The sequence below is a fragment of the Pseudomonas sp. LS.1a genome (assembly GCF_022533585.1).
In the GTDB taxonomy this organism is placed as follows: domain Bacteria; phylum Pseudomonadota; class Gammaproteobacteria; order Pseudomonadales; family Pseudomonadaceae; genus Aquipseudomonas.
Window position 1 is genome coordinate 3,983,228 of sequence record NZ_CP092827.1, and the last position, 25,793, is coordinate 4,009,020.

General features: G+C 66.7%; 12 protein-coding genes and 1 pseudogene. 5 read left to right on the forward strand and 8 right to left on the reverse strand.

The features are described 5' to 3' along the window. Window positions 1-36: 36 nt before the first annotated feature. Complete coding sequence (locus MKK04_RS18495) at window positions 37-1,005, reverse strand: alpha/beta hydrolase (RefSeq protein ID WP_233686962.1); 969 nt, start codon at window positions 1,003-1,005, stop codon at window positions 37-39. A 142-nt stretch (window positions 1,006-1,147) separates the two neighbouring features. Here MKK04_RS18495 and MKK04_RS18500 point away from each other — a divergent pair, with 142 nt between their 5' ends. Beyond that, on the forward strand, window positions 1,148-2,269 hold the full coding sequence (locus tag MKK04_RS18500; RefSeq protein WP_207830061.1) for a cupin-like domain-containing protein: 1,122 nt from the start codon (window positions 1,148-1,150) through the stop codon (window positions 2,267-2,269). 255 nt (window positions 2,270-2,524) lie between these two features. Here MKK04_RS18500 and MKK04_RS18505 read toward each other — a convergent pair whose 3' ends face one another. The 5 genes and pseudogenes from MKK04_RS18505 to MKK04_RS18525 all read right to left on the reverse strand — a co-directional run. Next, window positions 2,525-3,916: an aspartate aminotransferase family protein gene (locus tag MKK04_RS18505; protein ID WP_233686964.1), complete on the reverse strand. Its 1,392-nt coding sequence runs from the start codon at window positions 3,914-3,916 to the stop codon at window positions 2,525-2,527. 216 nt (window positions 3,917-4,132) lie between these two features. Then, entirely contained in the window at window positions 4,133-5,455 is a 1,323-nt protein-coding gene (locus tag MKK04_RS18510; protein ID WP_233693696.1) for an ATP-binding protein, read from the reverse strand. After that, window positions 5,452-6,135: a response regulator gene (locus MKK04_RS18515; protein ID WP_013973469.1), complete on the reverse strand. Its 684-nt coding sequence runs from the start codon at window positions 6,133-6,135 to the stop codon at window positions 5,452-5,454. Before MKK04_RS18515 ends, MKK04_RS18510 begins: the two co-directional genes overlap by 4 nt. 113 nt (window positions 6,136-6,248) lie before the next feature. After that, window positions 6,249-6,818: a nucleotidyltransferase family protein gene (locus MKK04_RS18520; protein WP_207830050.1), complete on the reverse strand. Its 570-nt coding sequence runs from the start codon at window positions 6,816-6,818 to the stop codon at window positions 6,249-6,251. A 23-nt stretch (window positions 6,819-6,841) separates the two neighbouring features. Beyond that, window positions 6,842-6,982 (reverse strand): annotated as a pseudogene (locus tag MKK04_RS18525) (XdhC family protein); the annotation flags it as partial. A 217-nt stretch (window positions 6,983-7,199) separates the two neighbouring features. Here MKK04_RS18525 and dsbD point away from each other — a divergent pair. The 3 genes from dsbD to dsbG are packed head-to-tail and all read left to right on the forward strand — an operon-like array spanning window position 7,200 to window position 10,511. Continuing rightward, a complete protein-coding gene (dsbD, locus tag MKK04_RS18530) occupies window positions 7,200-8,915 on the forward strand; it encodes a protein-disulfide reductase DsbD (RefSeq protein WP_207830048.1) in 1,716 nt (571 codons plus the stop codon). Further along, window positions 8,915-9,751 (forward strand): TlpA disulfide reductase family protein, encoded by an 837-nt coding sequence (locus tag MKK04_RS18535; protein ID WP_207830046.1) that lies wholly within the window; start codon window positions 8,915-8,917, stop codon window positions 9,749-9,751. The genes dsbD and MKK04_RS18535 overlap by 1 nt, the downstream gene beginning before the upstream one ends. A 1-nt stretch (window position 9,752) precedes the next feature. Next, window positions 9,753-10,511 (forward strand): thiol:disulfide interchange protein DsbG, encoded by a 759-nt coding sequence (dsbG, locus tag MKK04_RS18540; protein WP_207830044.1) that lies wholly within the window; start codon window positions 9,753-9,755, stop codon window positions 10,509-10,511. Between the two features lie 286 nt (window positions 10,512-10,797). Here the strand turns inward: dsbG and MKK04_RS18545 are convergent, their stop codons facing one another. Next, window positions 10,798-23,751, reverse strand: a complete 12,954-nt coding sequence (locus tag MKK04_RS18545; protein ID WP_241105872.1) for a non-ribosomal peptide synthetase — start codon at window positions 23,749-23,751, stop codon at window positions 10,798-10,800. A 370-nt stretch (window positions 23,752-24,121) separates the two neighbouring features. Between MKK04_RS18545 and MKK04_RS18550 the strand changes: the two genes are divergently transcribed. Next, on the forward strand, window positions 24,122-24,652 hold the full coding sequence (locus MKK04_RS18550) for an RNA polymerase factor sigma-70 (RefSeq protein WP_207830039.1): 531 nt from the start codon (window positions 24,122-24,124) through the stop codon (window positions 24,650-24,652). A gap of 115 nt (window positions 24,653-24,767) precedes the next feature. Here MKK04_RS18550 and MKK04_RS18555 read toward each other — a convergent pair whose 3' ends face one another. Then, entirely contained in the window at window positions 24,768-25,781 is a 1,014-nt protein-coding gene (locus MKK04_RS18555) for a GNAT family N-acetyltransferase (RefSeq protein ID WP_207830038.1), read from the reverse strand. Between the last annotated feature and the right edge of the window lie 12 nt (window positions 25,782-25,793).

Genomic DNA, 25,793 nt, shown 5'->3' on the forward strand with positions numbered 1-25,793 from the left:
GCCCTGGGGCCGCTTTGCGGCCCCGGCGAGCTCAAGTCAGGATTGGCCGCCGACCCGCTTCAACCACTCCCCGACATCCCGGTAAATCCCCTCCACCTGCCCCACGATCCCCGACATGCGCAAGAAGTCATGGGTCAACCCCTCCACCCGGGCAAAGGTCACCGCCGTCCCGCCCGCCATCAGCCAGTCACGATAGGCCATGCCCTCATCGTGCAACGGGTCATACTCGGCCACGAACAGGTACGCCGGCGCCAATGGCTCGCGCAGCGTCGACAGCAACGGCGACACCCGCCAGTCCAGGCGCTGTTCGCGCTGCGGTGCATAGTGCTGGTAGAACCACGCCAGGGTAGGTGTCTCCAGCAGGTAACCCTCGGCATGCTCGCGATGGGACTCACGCTGGCAGGAGATATCGGTCACCGGGTAGAACAGCAACTGCGCCAGCGGCTTGAACGCCAGCGCTTCGGGCTGCTCCACCGCCGTAATGGCCAGCACCGCCGCCAGGCTGGCGCCCACACTGTCCCCTGCCAGCACCACCCGGCGGTTGTCCAGGCCCAGCGAGGCCGCCTGCTCAGCCAGCCAGTTGGCGGCGTCCAGCGCATCGTGCAGGGCCACCGGGAACTGCTGCTCCGGTGCCAGCCGGTAGTCTGCCGCCAGCACCGCGAACTCGCCCAGGGCCGCCAGGCGACGGCACACCGAGTCGTGCGAATCGAGGCTGCCGACCACGTAGCCGCCGCCGTGCAGGTACAGGATCACCGGCTGCAAGGCAGCGCCGGCATCGCCCTGGCGGTACAAGCGAGCCGCCAGGCGAGCACCGTCGCGTGCGGTAATCTGCAGCTCGCTGGCCGTGACGTTGCCAGGCGGGCTCGGGTCGAGCACCTGCGAGCTGCCTTCGAACTCGGCACGGGCCTGGGCCACGTCCATCGCGTGCATGGGCAGGCTCCTGCCCGTCAGCCGGCCAAATTCGACCAGTTCCAGAAATGCCGCCAGATCAGGGTGCAGTGCCATGTGGGTTCCTTGGGTGAACAATGTGACTCAAGCCTCCCTACGGGACGTAGCAGCGCACCGAAAAATTACCCGCCCACACAGCTAAATCGTTGGTGCAGGCACTCGTTATCCCTGCACAACGAAAGACCGCCAGAGGCATACCGTGGACCTTCAGAGCATTCTCAGCAAACTGTTCGCCAACGCTCATGCCGTGGGCATCGAAGGCGTTTTCCAGTTCGTCTTCAGCCAGGACCGGGCCTTCTGGTCGGAGGTGCGCGACAGCAGCCGCACCGGTGCCGGCCGGCACAGCGCCCCGGACGTCACCATCGAGCTGGCCGAGCGTGACTTCATGGGCATCATGGGCGGCACCGCCAACGTCGAAGAGCTGTTCGCCAGCGCCCGCCTGAAGATCAGCGGCAACATGGGCCTGGCCACCCTGCTGCCGCAGATCATCAGCAACGCCCGGCGCGGCGCTCCGGCGACCAAGGTGTCGATGAACCAGCGCTACCCGACACCGGCACGCCTCAGCGAACGGGTGTCGGCCGCGCAACCGGTGCAGCGCGAGGTGGCACGCATTGCCCGCGCCGACATGCCGCCGGCGCGCTTCCAGGGAGAGTACCTGGAGCACGGAACACCCGTGGTGATCAGTGATGCCCTGCAGGACTGGCCGCTGTTCAGCATGGGCCGCGAAGCTTCGCTGGAGCATTTCGCCGAACTGCAGGGCATCACCCGGCACGGCGACTACGTGAAGAAGACCTTCTCCACCGACCGCGACTTCCGTTCCACTTCCATGGCCGACTTCATCGCCTCGCTGGACACCCCGGCCAAACCCGGCGAAACCCCGGCCTACATGGGCAACAACATCGTGCCGGAAAAGCTGCTGGCGCTGATTCGCTACCCGCAGTACTTCGCCCGCGAGAAGTTCATTGCGCCGCGTATCTGGATCGGCCCCAAGGGCACCCTGACGCCACTGCACCGCGATGACACCGACAACCTGTTCGCGCAGGTATGGGGACAGAAGTCTTTCATCCTTGCCGCACCGCACCATCGCCCAGCCCTGGGCACCTGGTCGACCAGCCCCAAGGGCGGCCTGGACGGCTGCGACTTCAACCCCGACGCCCCGGACTACCAGCGTTTCCCGGCGGCACGCGAAGTGCCTTTCCTGCGCGTTGTGCTGCAGGCTGGTGACCTGCTGTTCCTGCCCGAAGGGTGGTTCCACCAGGTGGAGTCTGTGACCACCTCGCTGTCGGTGAACTTCTGGGTGAACTCCGGGCGCGGCTGGTAGCCGGGATTGCCAGGGGGACTGCGCCGACCGGAAGGCTTGCGCTGTCGCACAGATAACTGAATTCGCAAGCGATCCTCGTACCCTGTGGGAGCGGCTTTAGCCGCGAAGAATCCAACGCAGTGCATGGCACCGGCTGCGCCGGTGTTCGCGGCTGAAGCCGCTCCCACAGGGTCCCTGCTAATTCAATGAGTTATGTGCAGTTCTGTGGGAGCCGGCTTGCCGGCGACAGGGCCGCGCAGCGGCCCCGGCAATCGATCAGACCGCCGCGATCAACGCCTCGGAAAAGCGCTGCGCAACCTCATCGATCTGCTCGCCACTGATGATCAACGGCGGCAAGAAGCGCACCACCGCCCCATGCCGCCCACCCAGCTCCAGGATCAGCCCACGCTTGAGGCATTCGCGCTGCACCTTCGCCGCCAGCTCGCGGTTGGCCGCCGGATACCCAAGTGCATCCCGCTGCCCTTGCGGGTCCACCAGCTCTACCCCGAGCATCAGCCCACGCCCGCGAACATCACCCAACTGCGGATAAGCCCGCTGCAGCTGCTGCAGGTGCTGGCGCAGGCGCTGCCCCATGGCCTCGGCATGCTCGGCCAGGCGATGCTCGACCAGGTAGTCGATCACCGCCGAGCCCGCCGCCATGGCCATCTGGTTACCACGGAAAGTGCCGGCGTGGGCGCCCGGTTTCCAGGTGTCCAGCCAGTCGCGGTACACCACCACCGCCAGCGGCAGGCTGCCGCCAATGGCCTTGGACAGGGTGACCACGTCCGGAACGATGCCGGCATGCTCGAAGGCGAACATGCGCCCGGTGCGGGCAAATCCACTCTGGATCTCATCGACGATCAACGCCACGCCGGCCTGCTCGGTGATACGGCGTACACCCTTGAGCCACTCGATATCGGCCGGGATCACCCCGCCCTCACCCTGCACCACTTCCAGAATGACCGCCGCCGGCAGCGGCACGCCGCTTTCCGGGTCGAGCAACAGGTTTTCCAGATAATGCAGGTTGGCCTTGACCCCGGCTTCGCCGCCCAGGCCGAACGGGCAACGGTAGTCGTAGGGGTACGGCATGAACTGCACACCGTTGCCGAGCAAGGCCCCCAGCGGCTGCTTCGGCCCATGGCTACCCATCAGGCTCAGCGCACCCTGGCTCATGCCATGGTAGGCGCCGTGGAAGGCCAGCACGGTGCTGCGGCCGGTGGCGCTGCGCACCAGCTTCAGCGCTGCTTCCACCGCATCGGTACCGGTCGGGCCGCAGAACTGCACCTTGGCCTCACGGCGCAACGCCTCGGGCAGTACGCCGAACAGGTCCTGGACGAAGCGGTCCTTGACCGGCGTGGTCAGGTCCAGCGTGTGCAGGGGCAGCTCATCGGCCAGTACCCGCTGGATCGCCTCGACCACCACCGGGTGGTTGTGGCCCAGCGCCAAGGTGCCGGCGCCGGCCAGGCAGTCGATGAACTGGCGACCTTCGACATCTTCCACATGGATGCCACGGGCGCGCTTGAGCGCCAGCGGAATTCGGCGCGGGTAGCTGCGGGCATTGGACTCCTGTTGCTGCTGGCGTTGCAGCAAGGGTGAATCGGTGAACTCGTACAAGGCACGCGGCGCGCTGGCCGGCGGGACCTGGGCAAGGCAGGAAGCAGTGGACATGGTGATTCCTCGCAAGCAAGCGAAAGTGCGGGTGTTCGTCGCTTGGGAAACGCTTGAGTGCGGGGAGGATTTAGCGGTTGCTGCGGGATTTTTGAAAGCAGGCCCGGCCCCTTCGCGGGTAAACCCGCTCCCACAGGATTTGCACGGACCTCAGGGTTGATGCTGCACCTGTGGGAGCGGGTTTACCCGCGAAGAGGCCGGCACAGGCAATAAAAATTAATGCCCCGAGCGCGCCGGCACTTGCAAAAGCACCCGCAACCCATCACTGCGGCTGTCGAACTTCAGGCTACCGGCACAACGCTGCACGATCGCCTGTACGATCGCCAGCCCCAACCCGCAGCCACCACTCTGCCCGTTACGCCAGAAACGCTCGGTCAGGTGCTCCAGGTCCGCCTCGGCAATCCCCGGCCCATGGTCACGCACCATGAAGCCCACCTGGCCGTCAGCCATCTGCACTTCAAGCTCCACCACCTCGTCACCGCCATGGCGCAAGGCGTTGTCCAGCAGGTTGCGCAGCGCTGCCACCGCCAACGGTCCCGGCATGCCCAGGTAAATCTGCGTAGCGGCTTCAGGCAAACGCAGCACGATGCGCCGGTTGTCGCCGCCGCCGGCATCCTGCACCGCCTGCCGGGCCACCTGCTCGGCGCTGCACTGCACGCCATCCTCGAACGACAGGCTGCCTTCCACACGCGCCAGCATCAACAACTGCTCCAGCGTGCGGTGCATGCGGTCGGCGCCCTGCTCGGCATGCTCCAACGCCTGCTCGCGCACGGCGCCGTCGGTCATCCGCGCTACCTGCAAGTGGGTCTTGATCGCCGTCAGCGGGCTGCGCAGTTCATGCGCGGCATCGTCGGTCAGGCGCCGCTCACGCTCGATGGTCTGGGCAATGCGCAAAAACAGCTGGTTCTGGGTTTCCAGCAATGGTTGCAGTTCGCTGGGCATGCCCGCCACCTGCAATGGCTCGACGCTGTCCGCGCGCCGGCGGCGCAGGGCATCGCGCATGCGGTTGAGCGGCTCCAGGCCCTTGCCCAGGCCGATCCACAACAGCCCCAGGCTGCCAAGCAGGGCCATCAGCACCGGCGCCGAGGCCGCCAGCAGGATCGACTGGTTCAGCGCCTCGCGCTCCATGTGCCGGTCAGCGGTGGTGATACGCACATCGCCATGGTTGTAGGTGAAGGTGCGCCACAGCGCGTCATCGATGGTCTGGTCACGGAAACCGCTGCGCTCATCATCCATGGCGCCATCATGCTTGTGGTTGCTGGCAAGTATTTCACCCCGCAGCGAGCTGACCTGGCAGGCCATGCCGTCCGGCACGCTGAACTGGTCGGCGGAAAAGTGCGCCTCCCCACCCTTGGCAGTCAACGGCTGCGGCAGCTGGTCGATCAGCCCGGCGACCATGCGCGCAGAAGCCACCAGGCGCTGGTCGAGGGAGAACATCATCTGCTGGCGCAGGTCGCGCAGCATCCACGCGGCAGCCAGCACCCAGATGATCACGAAGGCACTGCCCAGGATCAGGCTCAGGCGTACCCGCAGGCTCATGATGCGGCCTCCTCCGGCGCCTGCGCCGGGCCCAGGCGGTAGCCCAGGCCGCGCACGGTCTCGACGATGCCGTTGCCCAGCTTGCGCCGCAGATGGTGGATATGCACGTTCAGGGCATTGCTCTCGACTTCGTCGCTGAAGCCGTACACGCAGTCTTTGAGCTGCTCGCTGGACAGCACCCGCCCGGGGTTCTGCAGCAGCGCCTGGAGCAATGCCTGTTCACGCCGGGACAGGTCGACCGGCTGGCCGGCCAGGGTTGCCTCGCAGCTGCTCGGGTCGTAGCGCAGCGGGCCGTGTTCGATCACATTCACCGCCCGCCCGGCCACCCGCCGCAGCAGGGTGTGCAGGCGTGCGGCCAGCTCGCGCAGGTCGAAGGGTTTGAGCAGGTAGTCGTCGGCACCAGCCTGCAGGCCATCGACCCGGTCGGTGACCGCATCACGGGCGGTGAGCACCAGCACTGGCAGTGTCTCGCCTTTCTCGCGCAGGCGGCGCAACAGCTTCAGGCCGTCTTCGTCGGGCAGGCCAAGGTCGAGAATCATCACGTCGAACTGCGCGGCCTGCAGCATCGCCCGTGCATCGGCGGCGTTGCCCACACGGTCCACGGTCAGGCCCTGGGCGGTAAGGCCGGCGCAGATGCCGGCGGCGATCAGGTCGTCGTCCTCGCAGAGCAGAACGTGCATGGTGGGGCTCCCGGAATGGTGTAGCTGGCATTGCACCTTGGGCGGATTAAGGGGGGATTATGGACCTTTTGTGGCGTGAAGGGGTGTTCACCTTGACGCTTGCAGTGAGCACATCAGGCCTGAATCAACCCCTGCGGCGTATCTACATCCAGCAGAACCCCGGCATCCTCCACTTCAACCACCACGCAACAATCCCGCTGCGCCCGCACCACCGCACGCGCCCCTTCATCCCCGGCCAGTTGCCCCAGCGCCGGCCAGAAATCGCGCCCGAAAATCACCGGGTGTCCGTGCTGCCCGGCATGACGTGGCAACACGATTTTCGAAGCGCTGGCGGCTTCCGCCAACTGCCGCAAAGTGGCCGGTTCGATCCAAGGCATATCACCCAGCAAAATCGCCACCGCCTGCGCCTTGCTGTCGACTAACGCCCCAGCCCCGGCAGCCAGACTATGCCCCATCCCCGACGCCGCACCAGGGCTCACGACAACCCGGCAATCAGCTGAGAGCCCGAAATCCTCGCCCCGCTCCCCTTCGCGCAGCACTACGCGTACATCATCGAATACTGCCCGCGCCCGCGCCACGCTATGTGCCAGCAGGCAGCGGCCATCGGCCAGGGCCGCCCGGCGTTTGTCGGAACCGAAACGCGTGCCGCGGCCTGCCGCCAGCACCAGCGCGACCACACTCACAGCGCCACCACCGCGGTGTCGGCGCTGGCGTTCACCAGCAGCAGCGAGCCCGGCGCACGGGGTGCCGAGCCATAGGTGGCGAGTACCGTGCACAGCCACACCCGCTGGCGGTCGCACGCATACTGCAACGCCTGGCGGATCACCTGGAGATCGAGATGCTGCACGCTTTACTCCGCCTTCAGTTCGACGAACTACTGTACGCCCAGGTCGCCGGGCAATCCACTCCAGGCCTGGCGCAGGCAGTTGAACCTGTCAGTCACCTGCAAGCAGGCTCGGCGCCAGTGCGGGCTGCAGGAATTTGCATCCACAGGAAAGGGTTAACCTTGGGTTAATCGACCCAAGCCAGCATGACCCCTTTCAACGTACTGCCAAGGCGAAGACATGCGCGTCCTCCTGCTCTTCCTGACACTGCTGCTGGCCGGCCCGCTGCAGGCCAACCCGTTCGATGTCAAACCGGCATTCCTGCCGGTCAACCAGGCCTTCGTGCTGACCCACGACCGCCAGGCCGATGGCCAGATGCGCCTGTTCTTCCAGATCCAGCCAGGCTACTACCTGTATCAGAAGCGCCTGAAGTTCGACGGCCTGCCTGCCGAACAGCACCCGCAACTGCCAACCGCCCTCAACCACCACGACGAATTCTTCGGTGACAGTGCGGTGTACCGCGACCAGCTCGAACTGCTGCTCCCGGCCAATGCCCAGGGTCAGCTGCGCCTGGGCTGGCAGGGCTGTGCCGACGCCGGCCTGTGCTACCCGCCGCAAACCACGCTGATCGACCTGGGCGGCAGTGTGGCGCCAGCGGCCGAACAAGCCTCTGACCAGGCCCTGGCCAGCGACCTGCAACAAGGCCACCTGGCCTGGAGCCTGCTGGCGTTCTTCGGCCTGGGCCTGTTGCTGGCCTTTACCCCCTGCACGCTGCCGATGCTGCCGATCCTCGCCGGGCTGGTACTGGGCAATGGCGCCAGTGCCCGGCGCGGCTGGGTACTGGCTGGGGTCTATGTACTGAGCATGGCCCTGGTGTATGCCGCCCTGGGCGTGGTTGCCGCGCTGCTGGGCGCCAGCCTGCAGGCCTGGCTGCAGCAACCCTGGCTGCTGGGCAGCCTGGCGGGGCTGTTCGTGCTGCTGGCCCTGCCGATGTTCGGCGCCTTCGAACTGCAACTGCCCGCCGCTGTGCGTGACCGCCTCGACCGCGCCGGGCAAGGCACCCGTGGCGGCAACCTGTATGGCGCGGCGCTGCTGGGCGCGCTGTCCGGCCTGCTCATGGGCCCATGCATGACCGCGCCGTTGGCCGGCGCGTTGCTGTACATCGCCCAGAGCGGCGACGTGCTGCAGGGGGCGCTGGTGCTGTTCAGCCTCGGCCTGGGCATGGGCGTGCCGCTGCTGTTGCTGGTGACCCTGGGCAACCGCTACCTGCCACGCCCGGGCGCCTGGATGAACCGGGTCAAGGGCGTGTTCGGCTTCGTGTTCCTGGGCATGGCGCTGTACACCGTGCGCGGCCTGCTGCCCGCGGCCTTGCTGCTGGCCCTGAGCGGCGCCTTGCTGATCGCCCTGGCCTGGGCTGCCTGGCCGGCCCTGCAGCGGTTGCCGGCGTTGCGCGCAGTGCCGCTGCTGGGTGCCCTGTGGGGTGGCCTGCTGCTGGTGGGTGCTGCGGCCGGTGGCGACGACCTCTGGCAGCCGCTGCGCCCGTTCGCCGGTGGCGCTGCTGCGCCGGCCGCCGGCCAGCACGCCGAGGACGCCTTCGTCACCGTCAGCCGCCCCGAAGACCTGCAACGCGAACTGGATGCGGCCAAGGCCCGTGGCCAGTGGGTGATGCTCGACTACTATGCCGATTGGTGCGTGTCGTGCAAGGTCATGGAAAAACAGGTGTTCGCCCGCAGCGACGTGCAGGCCGGCCTGGCCGGCGTGCACCTGCTGCGCCTGGACGTGACCGCCGACACCCCGGCCAGCCAGGCCCTGCTGCAGCGTTACCAGGTACCCGGCCCGCCCAGCATCATCTGGGTCGGCCCGGAAGGCGACGAACGCCGTGCGCGGCGCATCACCGGTGAAGTGGATGCGGCCGCCTTCCTGCAACACTGGACCCAGACCAGGAGCCAAGGCTGATGCTGACCGTAACCCTCGGGCCACTGACCATGGCCCTCAACCACCTGCTGATGCTCACCGCCCTGGTGATCGCCAGCGTGGTCGGCTGGTGGGTCGCCCGGCGTGGCGGCGAGAGCCCGGAATCGGCACTGTTCAACCTGTTCCTGGTCGGCCTGCTGTGCGCACGTGCCGGCTTCGTGCTGGCCTACTGGCCGATGTACCAGGACGACCCGCTGCAGATCATCGATATCCGTGATGGCGGCTTCCTGTTCTGGTCGGGCCTGGCCGGCATCGTGCTCGGCGCCCTTTGGCAGGGCTGGCGCCACCCGGGCCTGCGCCGCCCGCTGGGCTGGGCGCTGTTCAGCGGGGCGCTGTTCTGGGGCCTGGCCAGCCTCGGCGGCCATTTGTACAGCAAGGGCACCGAACTGCCGGAACTGAGCCTGCGCAACGCCAGCGGCCAATCCGTAGCGTTGCACAGCTACCGCGGCAAGCCGCTGGTCATCAACATCTGGGCCACCTGGTGCCCACCCTGCCGACGCGAAATGCCGGTGCTGCAACAGGCGCAAAGCGCTTACCCGCACGTGACCTTCCTGTTCGTCAACCAGGGCGAAACCCCGGAAAACGTCAGCACCTTCCTCGCCACCACCGGCCTGAGCCTGACCCACGTGCTGTTCGACGGTACCGGCCTGCTGGCCCAGCGCGTCGGCTCCATGGCCCTGCCCACCACCCTGTTCTACGACGCCGACGGGCGGCTGGTCGGCAGCCACCTCGGCGAGCTGTCCCGGGCCAGCCTGCGCCACGCCCTGGAGCCTTTCGACCGGGCCACCGTGCCCGCCCCTGCCGCACAAGGAAACTGACATGCGACTGACTGCACTGCTGCCCCTGTCCCTGGCCCTGCTGGCTGCCCCCAGCCTGCGGGCCGAAGAGTTGCCCAAGGCGATTCAACAACTGCAAGCCAAGGGCGCCGTGATCAAAGGCAGCTTCGACGCCCCCAACGGCCTGCGCGGGTATGCCGCCGAGTACCAGAATAACGGCCTGGCCCTGTACCTCACCCCTGACGGCAAGCATGTACTGGTCGGCAGCCTGTTCGACGAACAGGGCAAGGACCTCAGTGCCGAGCCGCTGAAAAAGCTGGTGTATGCGCCGATGAGCAAGGAAATCTGGGCGAAGATGGAGAAAACCGCCTGGATCGCCGACGGCAAGGACGATGCACCGCGCAAGGTGTACCTGTTCAGCGACCCCAACTGCCCGTACTGCAACATGTTCTGGGAACAGGCGCGGCCGTGGGTGGAGTCGGGCAAGGTGCAGTTGCGCCATATCATGGTCGGCATCATCCGCGAGGACAGCCCGGGCAAGTCGGCGGCGCTGCTGGCGGCGAAAGACCCGGCCCAGGCACTGCACGAGCATGAAAAAGCAGGCAAGGCCAGCAAGTTGAAGGCACTGGAGCAGGTGCCAGAGGCGGTGCAGCAGAAGCTGGCGGCGAACATGGCGCTGATGGAAGAAATGGGCTTGCAGGCGACCCCGGCGATTTTCTATCAGGATGACCAGGGCAACCTGCAGAGCCAGCAAGGCGCACCACGGCCGGAGTTGCTTGGGAAGATTCTCGGCAAGCGGTAGCGCATGTCGGGGGTTTTGCGGTGAGGCGTAGATCGAGCGCCGCCCGCGCGGCGCATCGCGAGCAAGCTCGCTCCTACATTTGTTTCGGGCCAATAATTCCTGAGGCAGAGGCGCGCGGTCCCTTGGCGTCCATCACGCTATTGTGCCGAACAAACAAGGCGGTCGGGCGCGTTGGCACAGGCGTTACTGGCCCGAAACAAATGTAGGAGCGAGCTTGCTCGCGATGCGCCGCGCGGGCGGCGCTCGATTTCCGCCGCCCCGCAAAACTCAAGGCGAAACCCTAACCCTACAACCCCTCCAGCTCGGCCATCAGGTCACTGAGCCGGTCGACTTTGTCGTCATCCAGCGCACTGCCCTGCAGCCCCTGCACATATTCAGCCAGCTCCTCTACCGTGCTGCACTCGAACATCGCCCGTAGCGGCACGTTCAGTTGTAACTCCTTCTGCACCCGCGAGGCGATCTGCGTGGCCAGCAGCGAATGCCCGCCCAACTCGAAGAAGTTGTCGTGCACCCCTACCCGCTCGGCCTTCAGCACATCGGCCCAGATACCGGCCAACACCTCCTCCAGCTCGTTACGCGGCGCCTGGTAGGCCTGGCTGTGCTGGCCACCGATGTCGATGGCCGGCAGGGCCTTGCGGTCGAGCTTGCCGTTGGCGTTGTGCGGCAGGCTGTCGAACCAGCCCCAGTGCAGCGGCACCATGTACTCCGGCAACTCGGCACGCAGGCGCTGCTTGAGCTGCTCCAGCAACGCAGCATCGGCTGCAATGCCCTGATGCGCCACCAGGTAGCCCACCAGGTGCTTGCCATTGACGCCCTCTTGCACGCCAACGGCAGCATCGCGGATTTCCGCCTGCTCGTGCAGACGGGCTTCGATCTCGCCCAGTTCGATGCGGTAGCCGCGAATCTTTACCTGGTGGTCGATGCGCCCGACATACTCCAGCACCCCGTCCGGACGCTGCCGCGCCAGGTCGCCGGTGCGGTACAGGCGTTCGCCCGGCGCACCATGAGGATGGGGGATGAATGCCAGCGCCGTACGCATCGGGTCGCCGACATAGCCACGGCCCACGCCGGTGCCAGCCACGCACAGCTCACCCACCGCCCCCAGCGGCACCAGCGTCTGGTCCTCGCCGAACAGGTACAGGCGGTTGTTGTCGGTCGGCGTGCCGATCGGCAGGTAGCTGCCACGGGTCGAGGCGGCATCTACGCGGAAGAACGCCACGTCATCGGAGCACTCCGCCGGGCCATAGGCGTTGACCAGGCCGATCTGCGGGTAACGCTGCAGCCACTGCGCTGCCAGCTCCGGTGGCATGGCTTCGCCGGTCGGCAGCATCCAGCGCAACCCGTCGAGCGCCTGATGGTCGTTGGCCAGCATGCCCTGGATCAGCGACGGCACACTTTCCAGTACGGTGATGCCGGTAGCCTGCACATGCGTCAGCAGGCCCTGCGGGTCATGGGCGATGGCGTTCGGCACAATCTCCACTTTGGCGCCGAACAACGGCGCGGCAAGGAACTGCCACACGGAAATGTCGAAGCTCTGCGAGGCCGTCTGGGCGACCACGTCCTGCTCGCTGAGCGCCAGGTACGGCACCTTGCTCAGCTGGTTGTTGAGCATGCCGCGCTGCTCGACCATCACCCCCTTCGGCAGGCCGGTGGAGCCTGAGGTGTAGATCACATAAGCGAGGTTATCCGGCCCGCTGTGGATGCCTGGGTTGTGGCTGGCAACGGCACTGGCCTGGATGTCTTCCCAAACCAGCAGCTGCGGCCGTGTCGCCAGCTCCAGCTCATCCAGCAACAGCTGCCCTTGCTCAGCACAGGCTGCACTGCACACCAGCACCGGCGTGCCGCTGAGCTGGATGATGCTTTGCAGGCGCGCTGCCGGCAGGCCAGGGTCCAGCGGCAGGTAGCCAGCGCCAGCCTTGAAGCTGCCAACGATCATGCCCAGCAACGGCAACCCGCGTTCGGCCAGCAATGCCACCGGCTGATCCACGCGGACCCCGGAAGCCACCAGGGCATGGCCCAGGCGGTTGGCCGCCAGGTTCAGCCCGGCGTAGTCATAGGAGGCTTCCAGGCAACGGGCCACAGTACGCTGCGGATGCGCGGCCACTTGTGCTTCGAACTGCGCGATGTAGCTCTGCTCCAGCGGATAAGACCGTTCGGTACGGTTGCAGTCTTCCAGCAGGAAGCGCTGTTCTTCGGTGCCAAGCAACGGCAGTTCACCCACCTCCCCTTCAAAACCCTGCACCAGCGCCAGCAGCAGGCGCTTGAACTCGGCCAGCAGGCGCTCGACGGTCGGGTAGTCGAAGTAACGCTGGTCGAACGACAGGTGCAGGCCGAGGTCATCGCCCGGGTAGCACACTGCTGTCAGCGGGAAGTTGGTATGGGTACGGCCCGAGTCGGAACTGGCATTCAGGTGCTGGGCGTGGTCGAGCACGGTGGTTTCCACCGGCGCGTTCTCGAACACGAACAGGCTGTCGAACAGCGGCTGACCCTTGGGCAGCTCGCTGCATTCCTGGATCGCCACCAGCGGCAGGTATTCGTACTCGCGCAGCTCCATGTTGCGCTCCAGCAGGCCTTGCAACCACTGGCGCACACTGCAGCGCTCACCCGCCACCGGCAACTGCACGCGCAAGGCAATGCTGTTGATGAACAGGCCGACGGTACGCTGCATCTGCGGCATGCTCACCGGGCGCCCGGCCACGGTCACGCCAAAGATCACGTCGCGGTCGCCGCTGTAGCGCGCCAGCACCAGGGCCCAGGCCGCCTGGGCAAAGGTGTTGACGGTGAGCTGGTGGGCCTGGGCCAGTTCGCGCAGGCGCACGCCGTCGCTTACCGCCAGGCGGGTGTAGCAGTCACCGACGATCATGCCGCTACCGGCATGGTCGTGGCGCAGCGGGCGGTCGCTGGGGAGGGTGGTGGCGCGTTCGAAGCCGGCCAGGTTGGCCTGCCACCAGGCGCGCGCGTCGTCCAGGCCCTGGCGTTGCAGCCAGCCGATGTAGTCGCGGTAGCGCGGTGGCACCGGCAGCTGGGCCTGACGGCCTTCGCCAAGGGCCTGGTAGACCTCGAAGAAGTCGTTCATCAACAACGAGCGGCACCAGGCGTCGATGAGGATGTGGTGGTTGCTCATCATGAACCAGTAGCGCTCGTCGGCCACACGCACCAGGCGCAGGTGGAACGGCGCCTCGCTGAGCAGGGCGAAACCCGCCTCGCGTTCCTGCTTGTGCAAGGCCTGCAGGCGCTGCTCCTGGGCGTCGTCATCGAGGCCGCGCCAGTCCTGGTAGTCCACCGGTGTGTTGCCCGGCTTGTGGATGATCTGCAGCATCGCCTCGCCGGTATTCCAGCTGAACGATGCACGTAGCGCTTCGTGGCGCGCCACTACCGCCTGCCAGGCCTGGGCGAAGCGCTCGGGGTCGAGCGCGCTGTTGATGCGGTAGCGGTCCTGCATGTAATAGAGGCCGGTGCCCGGCTCCAGCAGGGTGTGCAACAGCATGCCCTCCTGCATCGGCGTCAGCGGGTAGACGTCCTCGATCTGCGCAGCCGGTACCGGCAGCGCGTCGATCTGCGCCTGGGTCAGGTGTGCCAGCGGGAAGTCCGACGGCGTGAAGCTGCCGTTGCCATCCGCCAGGCAATGCTCGACCAGTGCCAGCAGCTCCTGGCGATAAGCCTCGGCCAGGCGGGCGATGGTCCGCTCGTCATAGCGCTCGGTGCTGAAGGTCCAACGCAGTTGCAGGGCACCGCCATACACCTGGCCATCGACACTCAGCCAGTTGGGCAGCGGTGCATCGAGGTCATGGGCCAGGCCGGCCGGGGCGTCCATTGGCTGGAACAGAGCAGAGCTGTCGAACTGCTGGTCGAACTGACCCAGGTAGTTGAAAGTGATACGCGCCTGCGGCAAGGCCGCCATCTGCTCGCGCCCGGCCTCATCCGCCAGGTAGCGCAACACACCGTAACCCAGCCCTTTGTGCGGCACCTGGCGCAGCTGCTCCTTGATGCGCTTGATCGAACCGGCCCGCGCCGCGTCGTCCTCGCCTGGCAGCGGGCGCAGGCTCAGTGGATAAGCGTTGGTGAACCAACCGACGCTGCGGGTCAGGTCCATGTCTTCGAACAGCCCGTCGCGACCATGGCCTTCAAGCTGTACCAGCACTTCTTCGTCGCCGCTCCAGCGGCACAGGGCACGTGCCAGCGCGGTCAGCAGCAGGTCATTGACCTGGGTGTGATAGGCCGCCGGGGCCTGTTGCAGCAACTGCCGGGTCTGCACCACATCCAGGCCGATGGCCAGGGTACGGGCGTGACGGTGCAGGTTGCCGCCCTGCGGGTGATCGCATGGCAGTTCGCGGCGCACGCTGCCCAACTGGCCTTGCCACCAGCCCAGCTCGTCACGCAGCGAATCGCTACCGGCGTAGCTGGCCAGGCGTGCGGCCCAGTCGCCCATGGCATGGGTCTTGGCCGCCAGCGGCTGGCCACGGTACAGCGCCTGCAGGTCTTCCAGCAGCACGCGCCACGACACGCCATCGACCACCAGGTGATGGATCGCCAGCAACAGGCGCTGGCTGCCCTGCCCGTCCTTTACCAGCAAGGCGCGCAACAGTGGGCCCTGCTGCAGGTCGAGGCTGCGTTGCAGGTCGGTATACAGCGGTTGGCAATCGGCGAAGTCGGCAACCGTGGCTGTCCATAGCAATTGCCCGGTGCCAGGCTGGGCATATTCGGCCTGCCAACGGCCCTGGGCCTGGCTGAAGCGCAGACGCAGGCTGTCGTGGTGCTGCACCAGGGCGGCCAAGGCGTGCTCCAGTAACCCTTCATCCAGCGGCTCGCGCGCCTCCAGCAGAACGGCCTGGTTCCAGTGCTGCGGCTGTGGCACTTCACTGTCGAAGAACCAGTGCTGGATCGGCGTGAGGCCGGTCTGGCCCTGGCGCTGGCCCTGTTCGATGCTGCTGGCGGCTTCGCTGTGCCGAACGATGGCCGCCAGGGTCTGGATGGTCTGATGCTGGAACAGGTCGCGCGGGGTGAACTGCAAACCGGCCTGACGGGCCCGGCTGACCACCTGGATCGACAGGATCGAGTCGCCGCCCAGCTCGAAGAAGTTGTCCTGCACGCCAACCCGGGCAACGTTGAGCACGTCGCACCAGATCTGCGCCAATTGCGCTTCTACCGGGCTGCCGGGCGCCTGGTACTGCTGGCGAGCCTGCTCCAGGTCCGGCAGCGGCAGCGCACGGCGGTCGAGCTTGCCGTTGCCCATCAGCGGCAGGCTGTCGAGCAGCACCAGGTGCGCTGGCACCATGTAGTCCGGCAGATGCTGGCGGGCATCGGCCTTCACCGCGTCGCGCAGCAGGCCCTGGGTCTCGCTGTCGGCAGCGGCCTGCTTGCACACCAGGTAGCCCACCAACTGCTTGCCGCCCGGCAGGTCGAGGGCCAGCACCACGGCCTCGTCGATATCGGCATGCGCCTGCAGGCGGCTTTCGATCTCGCCCAGTTCGATGCGGAAACCGCGAATCTTCACCTGCTGGTCGGCGCGGCCGACGTACTCGACCAGGCCATCGCTGCCCAGGCGCACCAGGTCACCGGTGCGGTACAGGCGCCCGCCTTCGCTGCTGAACGGGTCGGCGACGAAGCGCTCGGCGCTGAGGCCCGGGCGGTCGTGGTACCCCTGGGCCAGGCCGGCACCGCCGACATACAGCTCGCCAATACCGCCTTGTGGCAACAGGGCAAGGTCCTCGTCAAGGATGTAGGCCGTGCGGCTACCGATGACGCGGCCGATCGGTACGCTGCCAAGCTCCGCTGGCAGTGTCTGTGGTGCCAGGCAGGCCAGCGGCATGACCACGGTTTCGGTCGGCCCGTAGGCGTTGAAGAACTGCTGCGGCGCGAAGGCCTGGCGGATGCGCTGCAGGTGTTCGCCGGTCAGCGCTTCACCACCGGTAATCACCAGGCGCACGGGCAACTGCTCGCCCTGCCCGGCCAGGTACTGCGCCAACTGGCTACCGTAGCTGGGCGTGAAGCCGAGGATGCTCACCTGCTGCTCGTGCACCAGCTGACAGATGTCTTCGGCACCCCACTGCCCCTGGGCACGCAACACCACGCGGGCGCCACACAGCAGCGGCACCCACAGGCGTTCGCTGGCGGCATCGAAATTGATCGAATAGAAGTGCAGCTCGCAGTCATCGCTGCGCATGCCGAACGCCGCGATCACCGCCTGGCAATGCATGGCGAACTCGCCGTGGCTGACTACCACGCCCTTGGGCTTGCCGGTGGAGCCGGAGGTGTAGATCAGGTAGGCCTGGTGCTGCGGCAGGTTGTGGTTGTCCAGCGGCGCATCGCTGTAGGCCGACAGGCTGGCGCTGTCGTCCTCCAGGCTCCAGCGCGTCACGCCTTCGGGCAGCTCGCCCAGGGTTTGCAGCAGCGCGCGCTGGCTCAGCAGCAGGCCGATGCGGCTGTCTTCAATCATGTAGCGCAGGCGGTCGAGCGGGTACTCGGGGTCGAGCGGCACGTAGGCGCCACCGGCCTTGAGGATGGCCAGCAGGCCGACGACCATTTCCAGCGAGCGCTCCAGCGCCAGGCCCACGCGCACCTGCGGGCCGACGCCGCGCTCGCGCAGGGCGCGGGCCAGGCGGTTGGCCTGCTGGTCGAGTTCGGCATAGGTCATGTGCTGGCCGGCGAAGGTCAACGCACCTGCATGCGGCGTGCGCGCAGCCTGGGCGGCGAACAGGCCGTGCAGGGTCTGGCCGAGGTCGAGGTCCTGCTCGCCCTGCAACTGGCCCGCCAGCACCTGCTGCTCGGCGCTACTCAGCATCGGCAGCTCACACAGGCGCTGCTGCGGGTTGTCGAGCAGGCCGGCCAGCAGTTGCTGCCAGTGCTCGGCCATGCGTGCAATGCGTGGTTCGTCGAACAGGTCACGGCTGTAGGTCAGGCAGCAACCCAGGCGGCCGTCGAGGTCGGTCACCTCCAGGTACAGGTCGAACTTGGTGGCGCTGGCGTCGTTGACCAGGTAGTCCACCTGCATGCCAGCAAGCTGGCGGCTTTGCTGGAAGGCCCAGCGCTGCACGTTGCACATCACCTGGAACAGCGGGTTGTAGGCGCTGCTGCGCGGTGGCTGCAGGGCTTCCACCAGCTGGTCGAACGGCAGGTCCTGGTGCGACTGGCCTTCGATGGCAACCTGGCGCATCTGCTCCAGCAACTGTGCGGCGGTCATCTGGCCGTCCAGCTCGCAACGCAGCACCTGGGTGTTGAGGAACGCGCCGATCAGCCCTTCGCTTTCCGGGCGGATGCGGTTGGCCACCGGCGCGCCAATGCGCAGGTCACGCTGGCCGCTGTAGCGGTGCAACAAGGCGGCCAGGGTGGCTGCCATGGTCATGAACAGGGTCAGGCCACGCTGGCTGTTGAAGGCATGTACGCGGGCAACCAGCGCCGGGTCGAGCTCGAAACGGTACAGCTCGCCACGGTGGCTCTGCACGGCCGGGCGCGGGCGGTCGGCAGGCAACGCCAGCACCGGGTGTTCGTCGCCCAGGCGATCCTTCCAGTAGGCCAGCTGGCGGGCGCCCTCGCCGCTCTCCAGCCATTGCCGTTGCCAAACGCTGTAGTCCAGGTACTGCACCGGCAGCGGCGCCAGCGGCGATTCGCGGTCATCGACGAAGGCCTCGTACAGCTCGCCCAGTTCGCGGGCGAAGATGTCCATGGCCCAGCCTTCGGTGACGATGTGGTGCAGGGTCAGTACGAAGAAGTGCTCACGCTCTTCGGCTTTGACCAGGCATGCGCGCAGCAGCGGGCCGCGCTCCAGATCGAACGGCTGGTGCGCCTGGTCGTCGGCCAGTTGTTGCAGGCGTTGTTGGCGGGCATCGGCGGGCAAGGCGCTGAAGTCCTGCCAGTCGAGGTGCAGGCTGCTGTCTTCGGCCACGCACTGGTACGGCACGCCATCGATGCCGGGGAAGGTGGTGCGCAGGGTTTCGTGGCGCACCACCAGCGCCTGCAGCGCACGCTCGAAGGCATCCACATGCAGGGCGCCGCGCAGGCGTGCCATGCCGCCGACGTTGTACGCCGGGCTGTCCGGCTCCATTTGCCAGAGGAACCACATGCGCTGCTGAGAATACGACAGCGGCACCGCCTGACGGCGGTCGACACGGGCGATTGCGCCTTGCAGGTTGTGCTCACCGGCAGCGCGGACACGCGCGATCTCGGCACAGAAGGCGCCCAGCTCGCTGGCGTCGAACAGGGCCTTGAGCGGTAGCTCGACATCGCAGGCCTGACGCGTGCGCGAAACAATTTGAGTGGCCAGCAGCGAATGGCCGCCGAGGGCGAAGAAGTCATCCTGCAGGCCGATGCACGGCAGGTTCAGCACCTCGCGCCAGATGGCGGCAACCTGCTGCTGCAGCTCGGTTTGTGGCTCGACGTGCGCACGCTGCTGCCACACCGGGGCCGGCAATGCCTTGCGCTCGACCTTGCCGCTGGGGCCCAGCGGCATCTGCGCCAGCGGGATGAGTTGTGCCGGCACCATGTAAGCCGGTAGTTGTTCAGCCAGCACCGTCAGCAATGCATCAGGCTGGGCGCTGCCGGTGTAGTAACCGACCAGTTGTGCGCCGACGGCATCCTTGTGGATCAGCACCAGCGCCTGTTCGACCCCCGCTTGCGCCAGCAGGCAGGCCTGGACTTCCTCGGGCTCGACCCGGAAGCCACGCACCTTGACCTGCTGGTCGAGGCGGCCAAGGTACTCCAGCGCCTCGGTCTGCACCTGCCAGCGGGCGCGGTCGCCACTGCGGTACAGGCGTTCGCCATGGCCGTCGGCCCGGGGCACGAAGCGCTCGGCGGTGAGGCCCGGGCGGCCCAGGTAGCCACGGGCCAGGCCTGCACCGCCAAGGTACAGCTCGCCCGGTACACCAGGGGCCGTCAGTTCCAGCTCGTCGTCCAGCACGCGGCACAGCACATTGCCCAGCGGGCGGCCGATCGGCGAGTGCTCGCCATCGCTAGCCTGGCAATGCCAGTGGGTGACGTTGATGGCGGTTTCGGTCGGGCCATAGCGGTTGTGCAGTTGCACCTGTGGCAGCGCCTGTAGCACCCGGTCACGCAGCGCGACGGACAGCGCTTCACCACCGGAGAACAGCCGGCGCAGGCTGCTGCAGGCACCCGCCTGCGGCTCCTGGATGAATACCTGCAACAGCGGCGGCACGAAGTGCAGCGTGGTCACGCCATGGGTTTGCACCAACGCGGCGATGCGCTGCGGGTCACGGTGCTCGCCGGGGCCGGCAAGCACCAGCTTGCAACCGGTCACCAGCGGCCAGAAGCATTCCCACACCGAAACGTCGAAGCTGATCGGCGCCTTCTGCATCAGCACGTCACTGTCGTCCAGCGCATAGCTGGCCTGCATCCACTGCAGGCGCTCGGCCAGTGCTGCATGGGTATTGCCCACGCCTTTTGGCTGGCCAGTGGTGCCGGAGGTATAGATCACGTAGGCCAGGTTGTCGCCATGCAGGTGCAGGCCAGGCGCATGGGTAGGCCAGCTGTCCAGGTGCAACTGGTCGAGGGCAATGGCGCTGACGCCCTCGACCTGTGGCAGCCTGCCCAGCAGGCTGCTGTGGCTCAGCAGCAGGCCAGCGTTGCAGTCGCCGAGCATGTAGGCCAGGCGCTCGGCCGGGTAATCGACGTCCAGCGGCACATAGGCGCCACCGGCCTTGAGAATGCCCAGCAGGCCGACCAGCAGCTGCGGCGAACGCTCTACGGCGATGGCCACGCAGGTGTCGGGGCCGACGCCTTTGTCACGCAGGTAGTGGGCCAGACGGTTGGCTTGCTGGTGCAGCTCGGCGTACTCCAGGCTGCCACCGTCCCACACCAGGGCGGTGCGCTGCGGGGTCAGGCGTGCCTGTTCATTGAGCTGCTCGACCAGCAGACGCTGCGGTGCTGCTACCGGTGCCTGGCCCCAGCTCAGCAGTTGCGCGCGGCCAGGCTCGTCGAGCAATTGCACCTCGCCCAGCGCCCGCTGCGGCTCGGCGCACACCTGCTCCAGCAGGGCCAGCAGGTGCTGGGCCAGACGCTGGACGGTGCTGGCGTCGAACAGTTCTGCGGCATAGTCGAAAGCCAGGCTCAGGCGGCCCTGGTGGTCTTCCTCACTGTGCAACTGCAAGTCGAACTTGGCTTCGCGACTGTGCCACGGCAGTTCTTCGGCCAGCAGGCCCGGCAGGCGGCGCAGGGCAGACAGGTCACGTTGCTGGTGGTTGAACATGACCTGGAACAGGCCTTGCTCGCGTGCCTCGGGCAAGGCGTCGACCAGTTGCTCGAACGGCAGGTCCTGGTTGGCTTGGGCGTCCAGGGTGGCCTGGCGCACCTGGGCCAGTAACTGATCGAACGGCAGGCGGCCATCGAGTTGCGCGCGCAGCACCTGGGTATTGATGAAGAAGCCGACCATACCTTGGGTTTCCAGGCGCGGGCGGTTGGCGTTGGGCACGCCGACGCGGATATCGGCCTGGCCACTGTAGCGGTGCAGTAGCGCCTGCCAGCCGGCCAGCAGCACCATGAACAGGCTGGCCTGCTGTTCGCGGGCCAGGCCCTTGAGCGCCTCGGTGAGCCTGGCCGGTACCTTGAGGCTGAAGCGGGCGGCACGGTGGTCGCGCTGGCTGGCGCGTGGATGGTCGGTGCACAGGTCGAGCACCGGTAGTTCATCTCCCAGGCGCACCTGCCAGTACTGCAACTGACGCTCGGCTTCGCCTGCGGCCAGCCACTGTCGCTGCCAGGTGCCGTAGTCGGCGTAACCCAGGGTCAGCGCTGCCAGGTTGGCCTCAAGGCCTTGGCAACGGGCGGCGTACAGTTTGGCGAATTCGTCGAGCAGGATGTTCAGCGACCAGCCATCGGCGACGATATGGTGCAGGGTCACCCATAGCTGATGGTGTTCATCGTCAAGGCGCGCCAGGGTCACCCGCAGCAATGGCCCATGGGTCAGGTCGAACGGCTGGCGGGCCTCGGTTTCCCGCTGGGCGGCGACCTGTTCGGCGGCCTGGCCTTCGAGGTCCAGGCGGCGAAGGTTGAACGCCTGTTGCGGCAGGATGCGCTGCAGGGCCTGGCCGTTCTCTTCGGCAAACAGGGTACGCAGTGATTCGTGGCGCGCCACCAGCGCCTTGAAGGCCGCTTCCAGGGCACTTTCGTCCAGCTCACCGCGCAACTGCAGGCCGGCCGGAATGTTATAGGCGGCCGACTGCGGGTCCAACTGCCATAGCAGCCACAGGCGGTTTTGCGCCAGCGACTGGGGCAGCGCCTGGGTGCGCTCCAGGGTGGCGATGGCCCCGACCCGGCCACCGCCTTCGGCGATGATCGCGGCCACGGCCTTGGCGTAATCAGCCAGTACCGGCGCCTCGAACAGGGTGCGCAGGCCCAGGTTGATGCCCAGTTCATCGGCCAGGCGTGCGGTGGCGTGGGTGGCGGCGATGGAGTTGCCGCCCAGCAACAGGAAGTGGTCGTCTGCTGCCACCGCCTCGACCTTGAGGATGTCGCGCCACACAGCGGCGATGCGTGCCTGTAGTTCATCGCCGGCTGCCCCCGTGGCAACGGGCTCGCCCACTTCAGGGAAGCGGGCATAGCAGTCCAGGCTGCCATCGTCCATGCGCAAGCGGCAGGCCGAACGCTGCAGCTTGCCGCTGGAGGTCTTGGGCAGCGCGCCCGGGTTCAGCAACAGGACCACGGCCGGGGCCTGGCGGCAGGCGTCGGCGATCACCTGGCGCAGGGTCTTGATCAGGTCCTGGGGTTTGATCGCCTTCTGCACGTTGCGGCTGACTTCCACCGCCACGCCGATGCCCTCCTCGCCTTGCTGCTCTACGGCGAACACCGCCACCCGGCCTTTGCGCAGCACATCCACTTCGCGCTCGAGGGTTTTTTCCAGGTCCTGCGGGTACAGGTTCTGCCCACGCACGATCAGCATGTCTTTCAGGCGCCCGGTGACGAACACTTCGCCTTCGCGCATGAAACCCAGGTCACCGGTACGCAGCCAGGTCTGGCCGTCCATCTCGACGAAGGTGCGGGCGCTGGCCTCTGGGTTGCGCCAGTAGCCCAGGGCGATGCTCGGGCCGCCGGCCCAGATCTCGCCCACCTGGTTGTCGCCCAGCACCTGCAGGCGTTGTGGTTCGACAATGCGCACGGCATGCCCGGGCTGCGGGTAGCCACAGCTCATCAGCACACTGCCCTTGCCAGGTTCTGCACGGTTGGCGGCGAAGGCTTCGGCGTCCAGCTCCAATTCAGCGATGCCCTGGCCACGGCGGCTGCCGCTGACGAACAGGGTCGCCTCGGCCAGGCCGTAGCTGGCGAAGAAGCTCTGTGAGTCGAAGCCGCAGGCCTGAAACTTGTCGGCGAAGGTCGCCAGGCTGTCCTGGCGGATCGGCTCGGAGCCGGAATAGGCCACCCGCCAACGGCTGAGGTCGAGCCCGGCCAGCGAGGCTTCGCTGACCCGCTCGCTGCACAGCCGGTAGGCGAAGTCGGGGCCGCCGCTGATGGTACCGCCGTATTCACTGATGGCCTGCAACCAGCGCAGCGGCCGGGCCAGGAAGTAGCCCGGCGACATCAGTACGCAGGGTACGCCGCTGAAGATCGGCTGCAACAGGCCGCCGATCAGGCCCATGTCGTGGTACAGCGGCAGCCAGCTGACGATCACGTCATCAGGATTGAGGTCGAGGCCAAAGCCCTGGCGGATCAGTTGTTCGTTGGCCACCAGGTTGCCATGGCTGACCTGCACGCCTTTGGGCAATGCGGTGGAGCCTGAGGTGTACTGCAGGAAGGCGATGTCATCACCCTTGAGTACGGGCTCGCGCCAGTTCGCAGCCAACGCCGGGTCCAGGCTATCCACTGCCAGCAGTTCGGGAGCGTTGGGCGCCGCCAGGGCCTCCAGGCCCTGCAGGCTGCCGTGCAGCGCCGCAACGGTCAGCAGCAGGCGCGGCTCGGCGTCGTCGATGATCGACAACAAGCGCTGCTGGTGGTGCTGGCGCGCGGACTCCGGCGGGTAGGCCGGCACTGCAATCACACCGGCATACAGACAGCCGAAGAACGCCGCCACGTAGTCTGGCCCGCTGGGGAACAGCAGCACTGCACGGTCGCCGAAGCCGGCCCGGGCCTGCAAGGCAGCGGCGATGGTGCGCGCACGCTGGTCGAGGTCCCGATAGCTGAGCACGGCCTGCTCGCCGGGCGCGTCGGCCAGAAAGCGCAAGGCGACTTTGTCCGGGCTCTGCGCGGCGCGTTGCGCCAGGGCCTGGACCAGCGAGAGCGGGAGTTCGAAGGCGTCCGTCATGGGGTGTTCCTGCCAGTGTCTGGTTGGGTCGGGCCGGCTGCTGCGCGAACGTGGGCGCGGCGGCGTGTGGCGGCCTGGGGTGTACACAGGGGAACGGATGGGCGGGGGGATAAATTAGCGTATGAAAGGGTTTGGGGGCTGCATTTGGGCTGCTGGGGGTAGGCCTTGGGTGGTGCGGCGCTCGATCTCACAGGCGCTGAAAACGCCCTGCCATGCACCCAGCAACCCTCACGCCTTAGAACCGAAATCACATGAAACTAATTACATTTCGCATTTGACAATTATTATCATTCTGAATAGCTTGTCGCCCGTCGTAGGAAGCTTCCCAACTTTGGGTGCGTCCTTTCCCCTCTGTGACAAGGTGATTTCCATGGCGGAACAACTATCCACAAGTAAGTGCGATTCACCATTACTGCAGGCCTTCGTCGACAACCGCAGCATCCTGGTCAAGATCGCCGCCCGCATCACCGGCTGCCGCTCGCGCGCCGAAGATGTGGTGCAGGACGCCTTTTTCCGGCTCGGCGCCGCTCCGCACATCACCTCGTCGTTCAAGGCGCAGCTGAGCTACCTGTTCCAGATCGTGCGCAACCTGGCCATCGACCACTACCGCAAGCAGGCCATGGAGTTGAAGTACTCCGGCAGCGAGGAGGAAGGCCTGAACGTGGTCGTGCAAAACGCCTCCCCCGAAGCCACCCACATCAACCTCGCCGCACTGGATGACATTGCCGAGGCGCTGAACGAACTGCCTCAGCGCACCCGCTATGCCTTCGAGATGTACCGCCTGCATGGCGTGCCGCAAAAAGACATTGCCAAGGAGCTGGGCGTGTCGCCGACGCTGGTCAACTTCATGATCCGCGATGCGCTGGTACATTGCCGCAAGACGGCCAGTCGGCAGGCCTGATCAAGCAGAGTTCGCTTCTTCGCGGGCACGCCCGCTCCCACAGGATAAGCACAGACCTCAAAGACTGAGGGGGACCTGTGGGAGCGGGCGTGCCCGCGAAGAAGCCACCTCGATATCAAGCCAGTTTGCAGCGGTCGAAAAACCGTTCCCGCCCCAGAATCATCAACGCCGCACGCTTGTGCGGGAAGTCGAACTCCTTGTCGCAATGGAAGCACTGGTCGTGCATGTAGCCGATCATCTTGCCGTTGTCGGCACGCGGCTCGGCCACCACCCGCTGGGTGCGCGGGTCATCCAGGAACAGGTAGTGCACCAGCGCCGATAGCCAACTGGCCACCTTGTGCGGCCCGCGGTGGCTCTCCTCCCCTACCAGCATGTGGATGCCACGGTCGTAGTCATCGGCCGGGTAGAACGGCGCAATGCGGTCTTCCTTGGCCCAGTACGCCTCGAAGTAGGCAAACGGCTGGTCATCGAAGCAGCCGATCAGCGTCAGGGTATGCGGGTCGGCCTCGAGCTTGCCCAGGTACTCGCGATGCTGCGCAAGGGTGCCACCCTCCTGCCAGAACGCCTCCACCCGTGGGTTGTTCTGCCAGCGGTTGAAGCGCTCCAGGTCATGCTCGATCTCCAAGGTCCGCAGCGACACCCAACTGCCCAGGCGCGCATCGAAGCGCCGGTACACCTCGCCACGGGGCTTGGGCGTGCGGCGTGGGTGGCGCTTGCCGTTGCTGATCTGCATCTGCTGCGGGTATGCCACGGTGGCCGACTCGCCCAGCCACGGCTGCGGCAGCTGCCAGAACAGCGCTCGCTCGCACAGGTACTGGCCTGGCTGCTCACCGGCTAGCAGCAGGCCACTGGTCAATGCCTGGGGCAGCGCCTCGGGTAGGTGCCAGGCCAGGCGCTGACAGGCCGGATCGCGGGACAGCAGCCAATAACAGGCGGCCCACAAGGCCTGATAGGGGCGCTCGGGGCACAGGCGCTCAAGGTGAAGGTGCAGGGTAGCGCCCGCCTCCAGGCGCAACTGGATCAGCGGGCGGCCTTCGAGGGACAGGCTCAGCCAGCTGTCGCCCTCCTCGGCACTGAGGCTGCGCCAGCGTGGTACTGACAGGGGCTGCGAAGCGGCATCGAACGGCATGGGCTTGACTCA

Excerpts from the sequence above, each read along its gene's own strand:
- MKK04_RS18505 (WP_233686964.1), bottom strand. The coding sequence starts at position 3,916 with ATGTCCACTGCTTCCTGCCTTGCCCAGGTCCCGCCGGCCAGCGCGCCG.
- MKK04_RS18550 (WP_207830039.1), top strand. The coding sequence starts at position 24,122 with ATGGCGGAACAACTATCCACAAGTAAGTGCGATTCACCATTACTGCAG.
- MKK04_RS18495 (WP_233686962.1), bottom strand. The coding sequence starts at position 1,005 with ATGGCACTGCACCCTGATCTGGCGGCATTTCTGGAACTGGTCGAATTT.
- MKK04_RS18515 (WP_013973469.1), bottom strand. The coding sequence starts at position 6,135 with ATGCACGTTCTGCTCTGCGAGGACGACGACCTGATCGCCGCCGGCATC.
- MKK04_RS18545 (WP_241105872.1), bottom strand. The coding sequence starts at position 23,751 with ATGACGGACGCCTTCGAACTCCCGCTCTCGCTGGTCCAGGCCCTGGCG.
- dsbG (WP_207830044.1), top strand. The coding sequence starts at position 9,753 with ATGCGACTGACTGCACTGCTGCCCCTGTCCCTGGCCCTGCTGGCTGCC.
- MKK04_RS18510 (WP_233693696.1), bottom strand. The coding sequence starts at position 5,455 with ATGAGCCTGCGGGTACGCCTGAGCCTGATCCTGGGCAGTGCCTTCGTG.
- MKK04_RS18555 (WP_207830038.1), bottom strand. The coding sequence starts at position 25,781 with ATGCCGTTCGATGCCGCTTCGCAGCCCCTGTCAGTACCACGCTGGCGC.
- MKK04_RS18535 (WP_207830046.1), top strand. The coding sequence starts at position 8,915 with ATGCTGACCGTAACCCTCGGGCCACTGACCATGGCCCTCAACCACCTG.
- dsbD (WP_207830048.1), top strand. The coding sequence starts at position 7,200 with ATGCGCGTCCTCCTGCTCTTCCTGACACTGCTGCTGGCCGGCCCGCTG.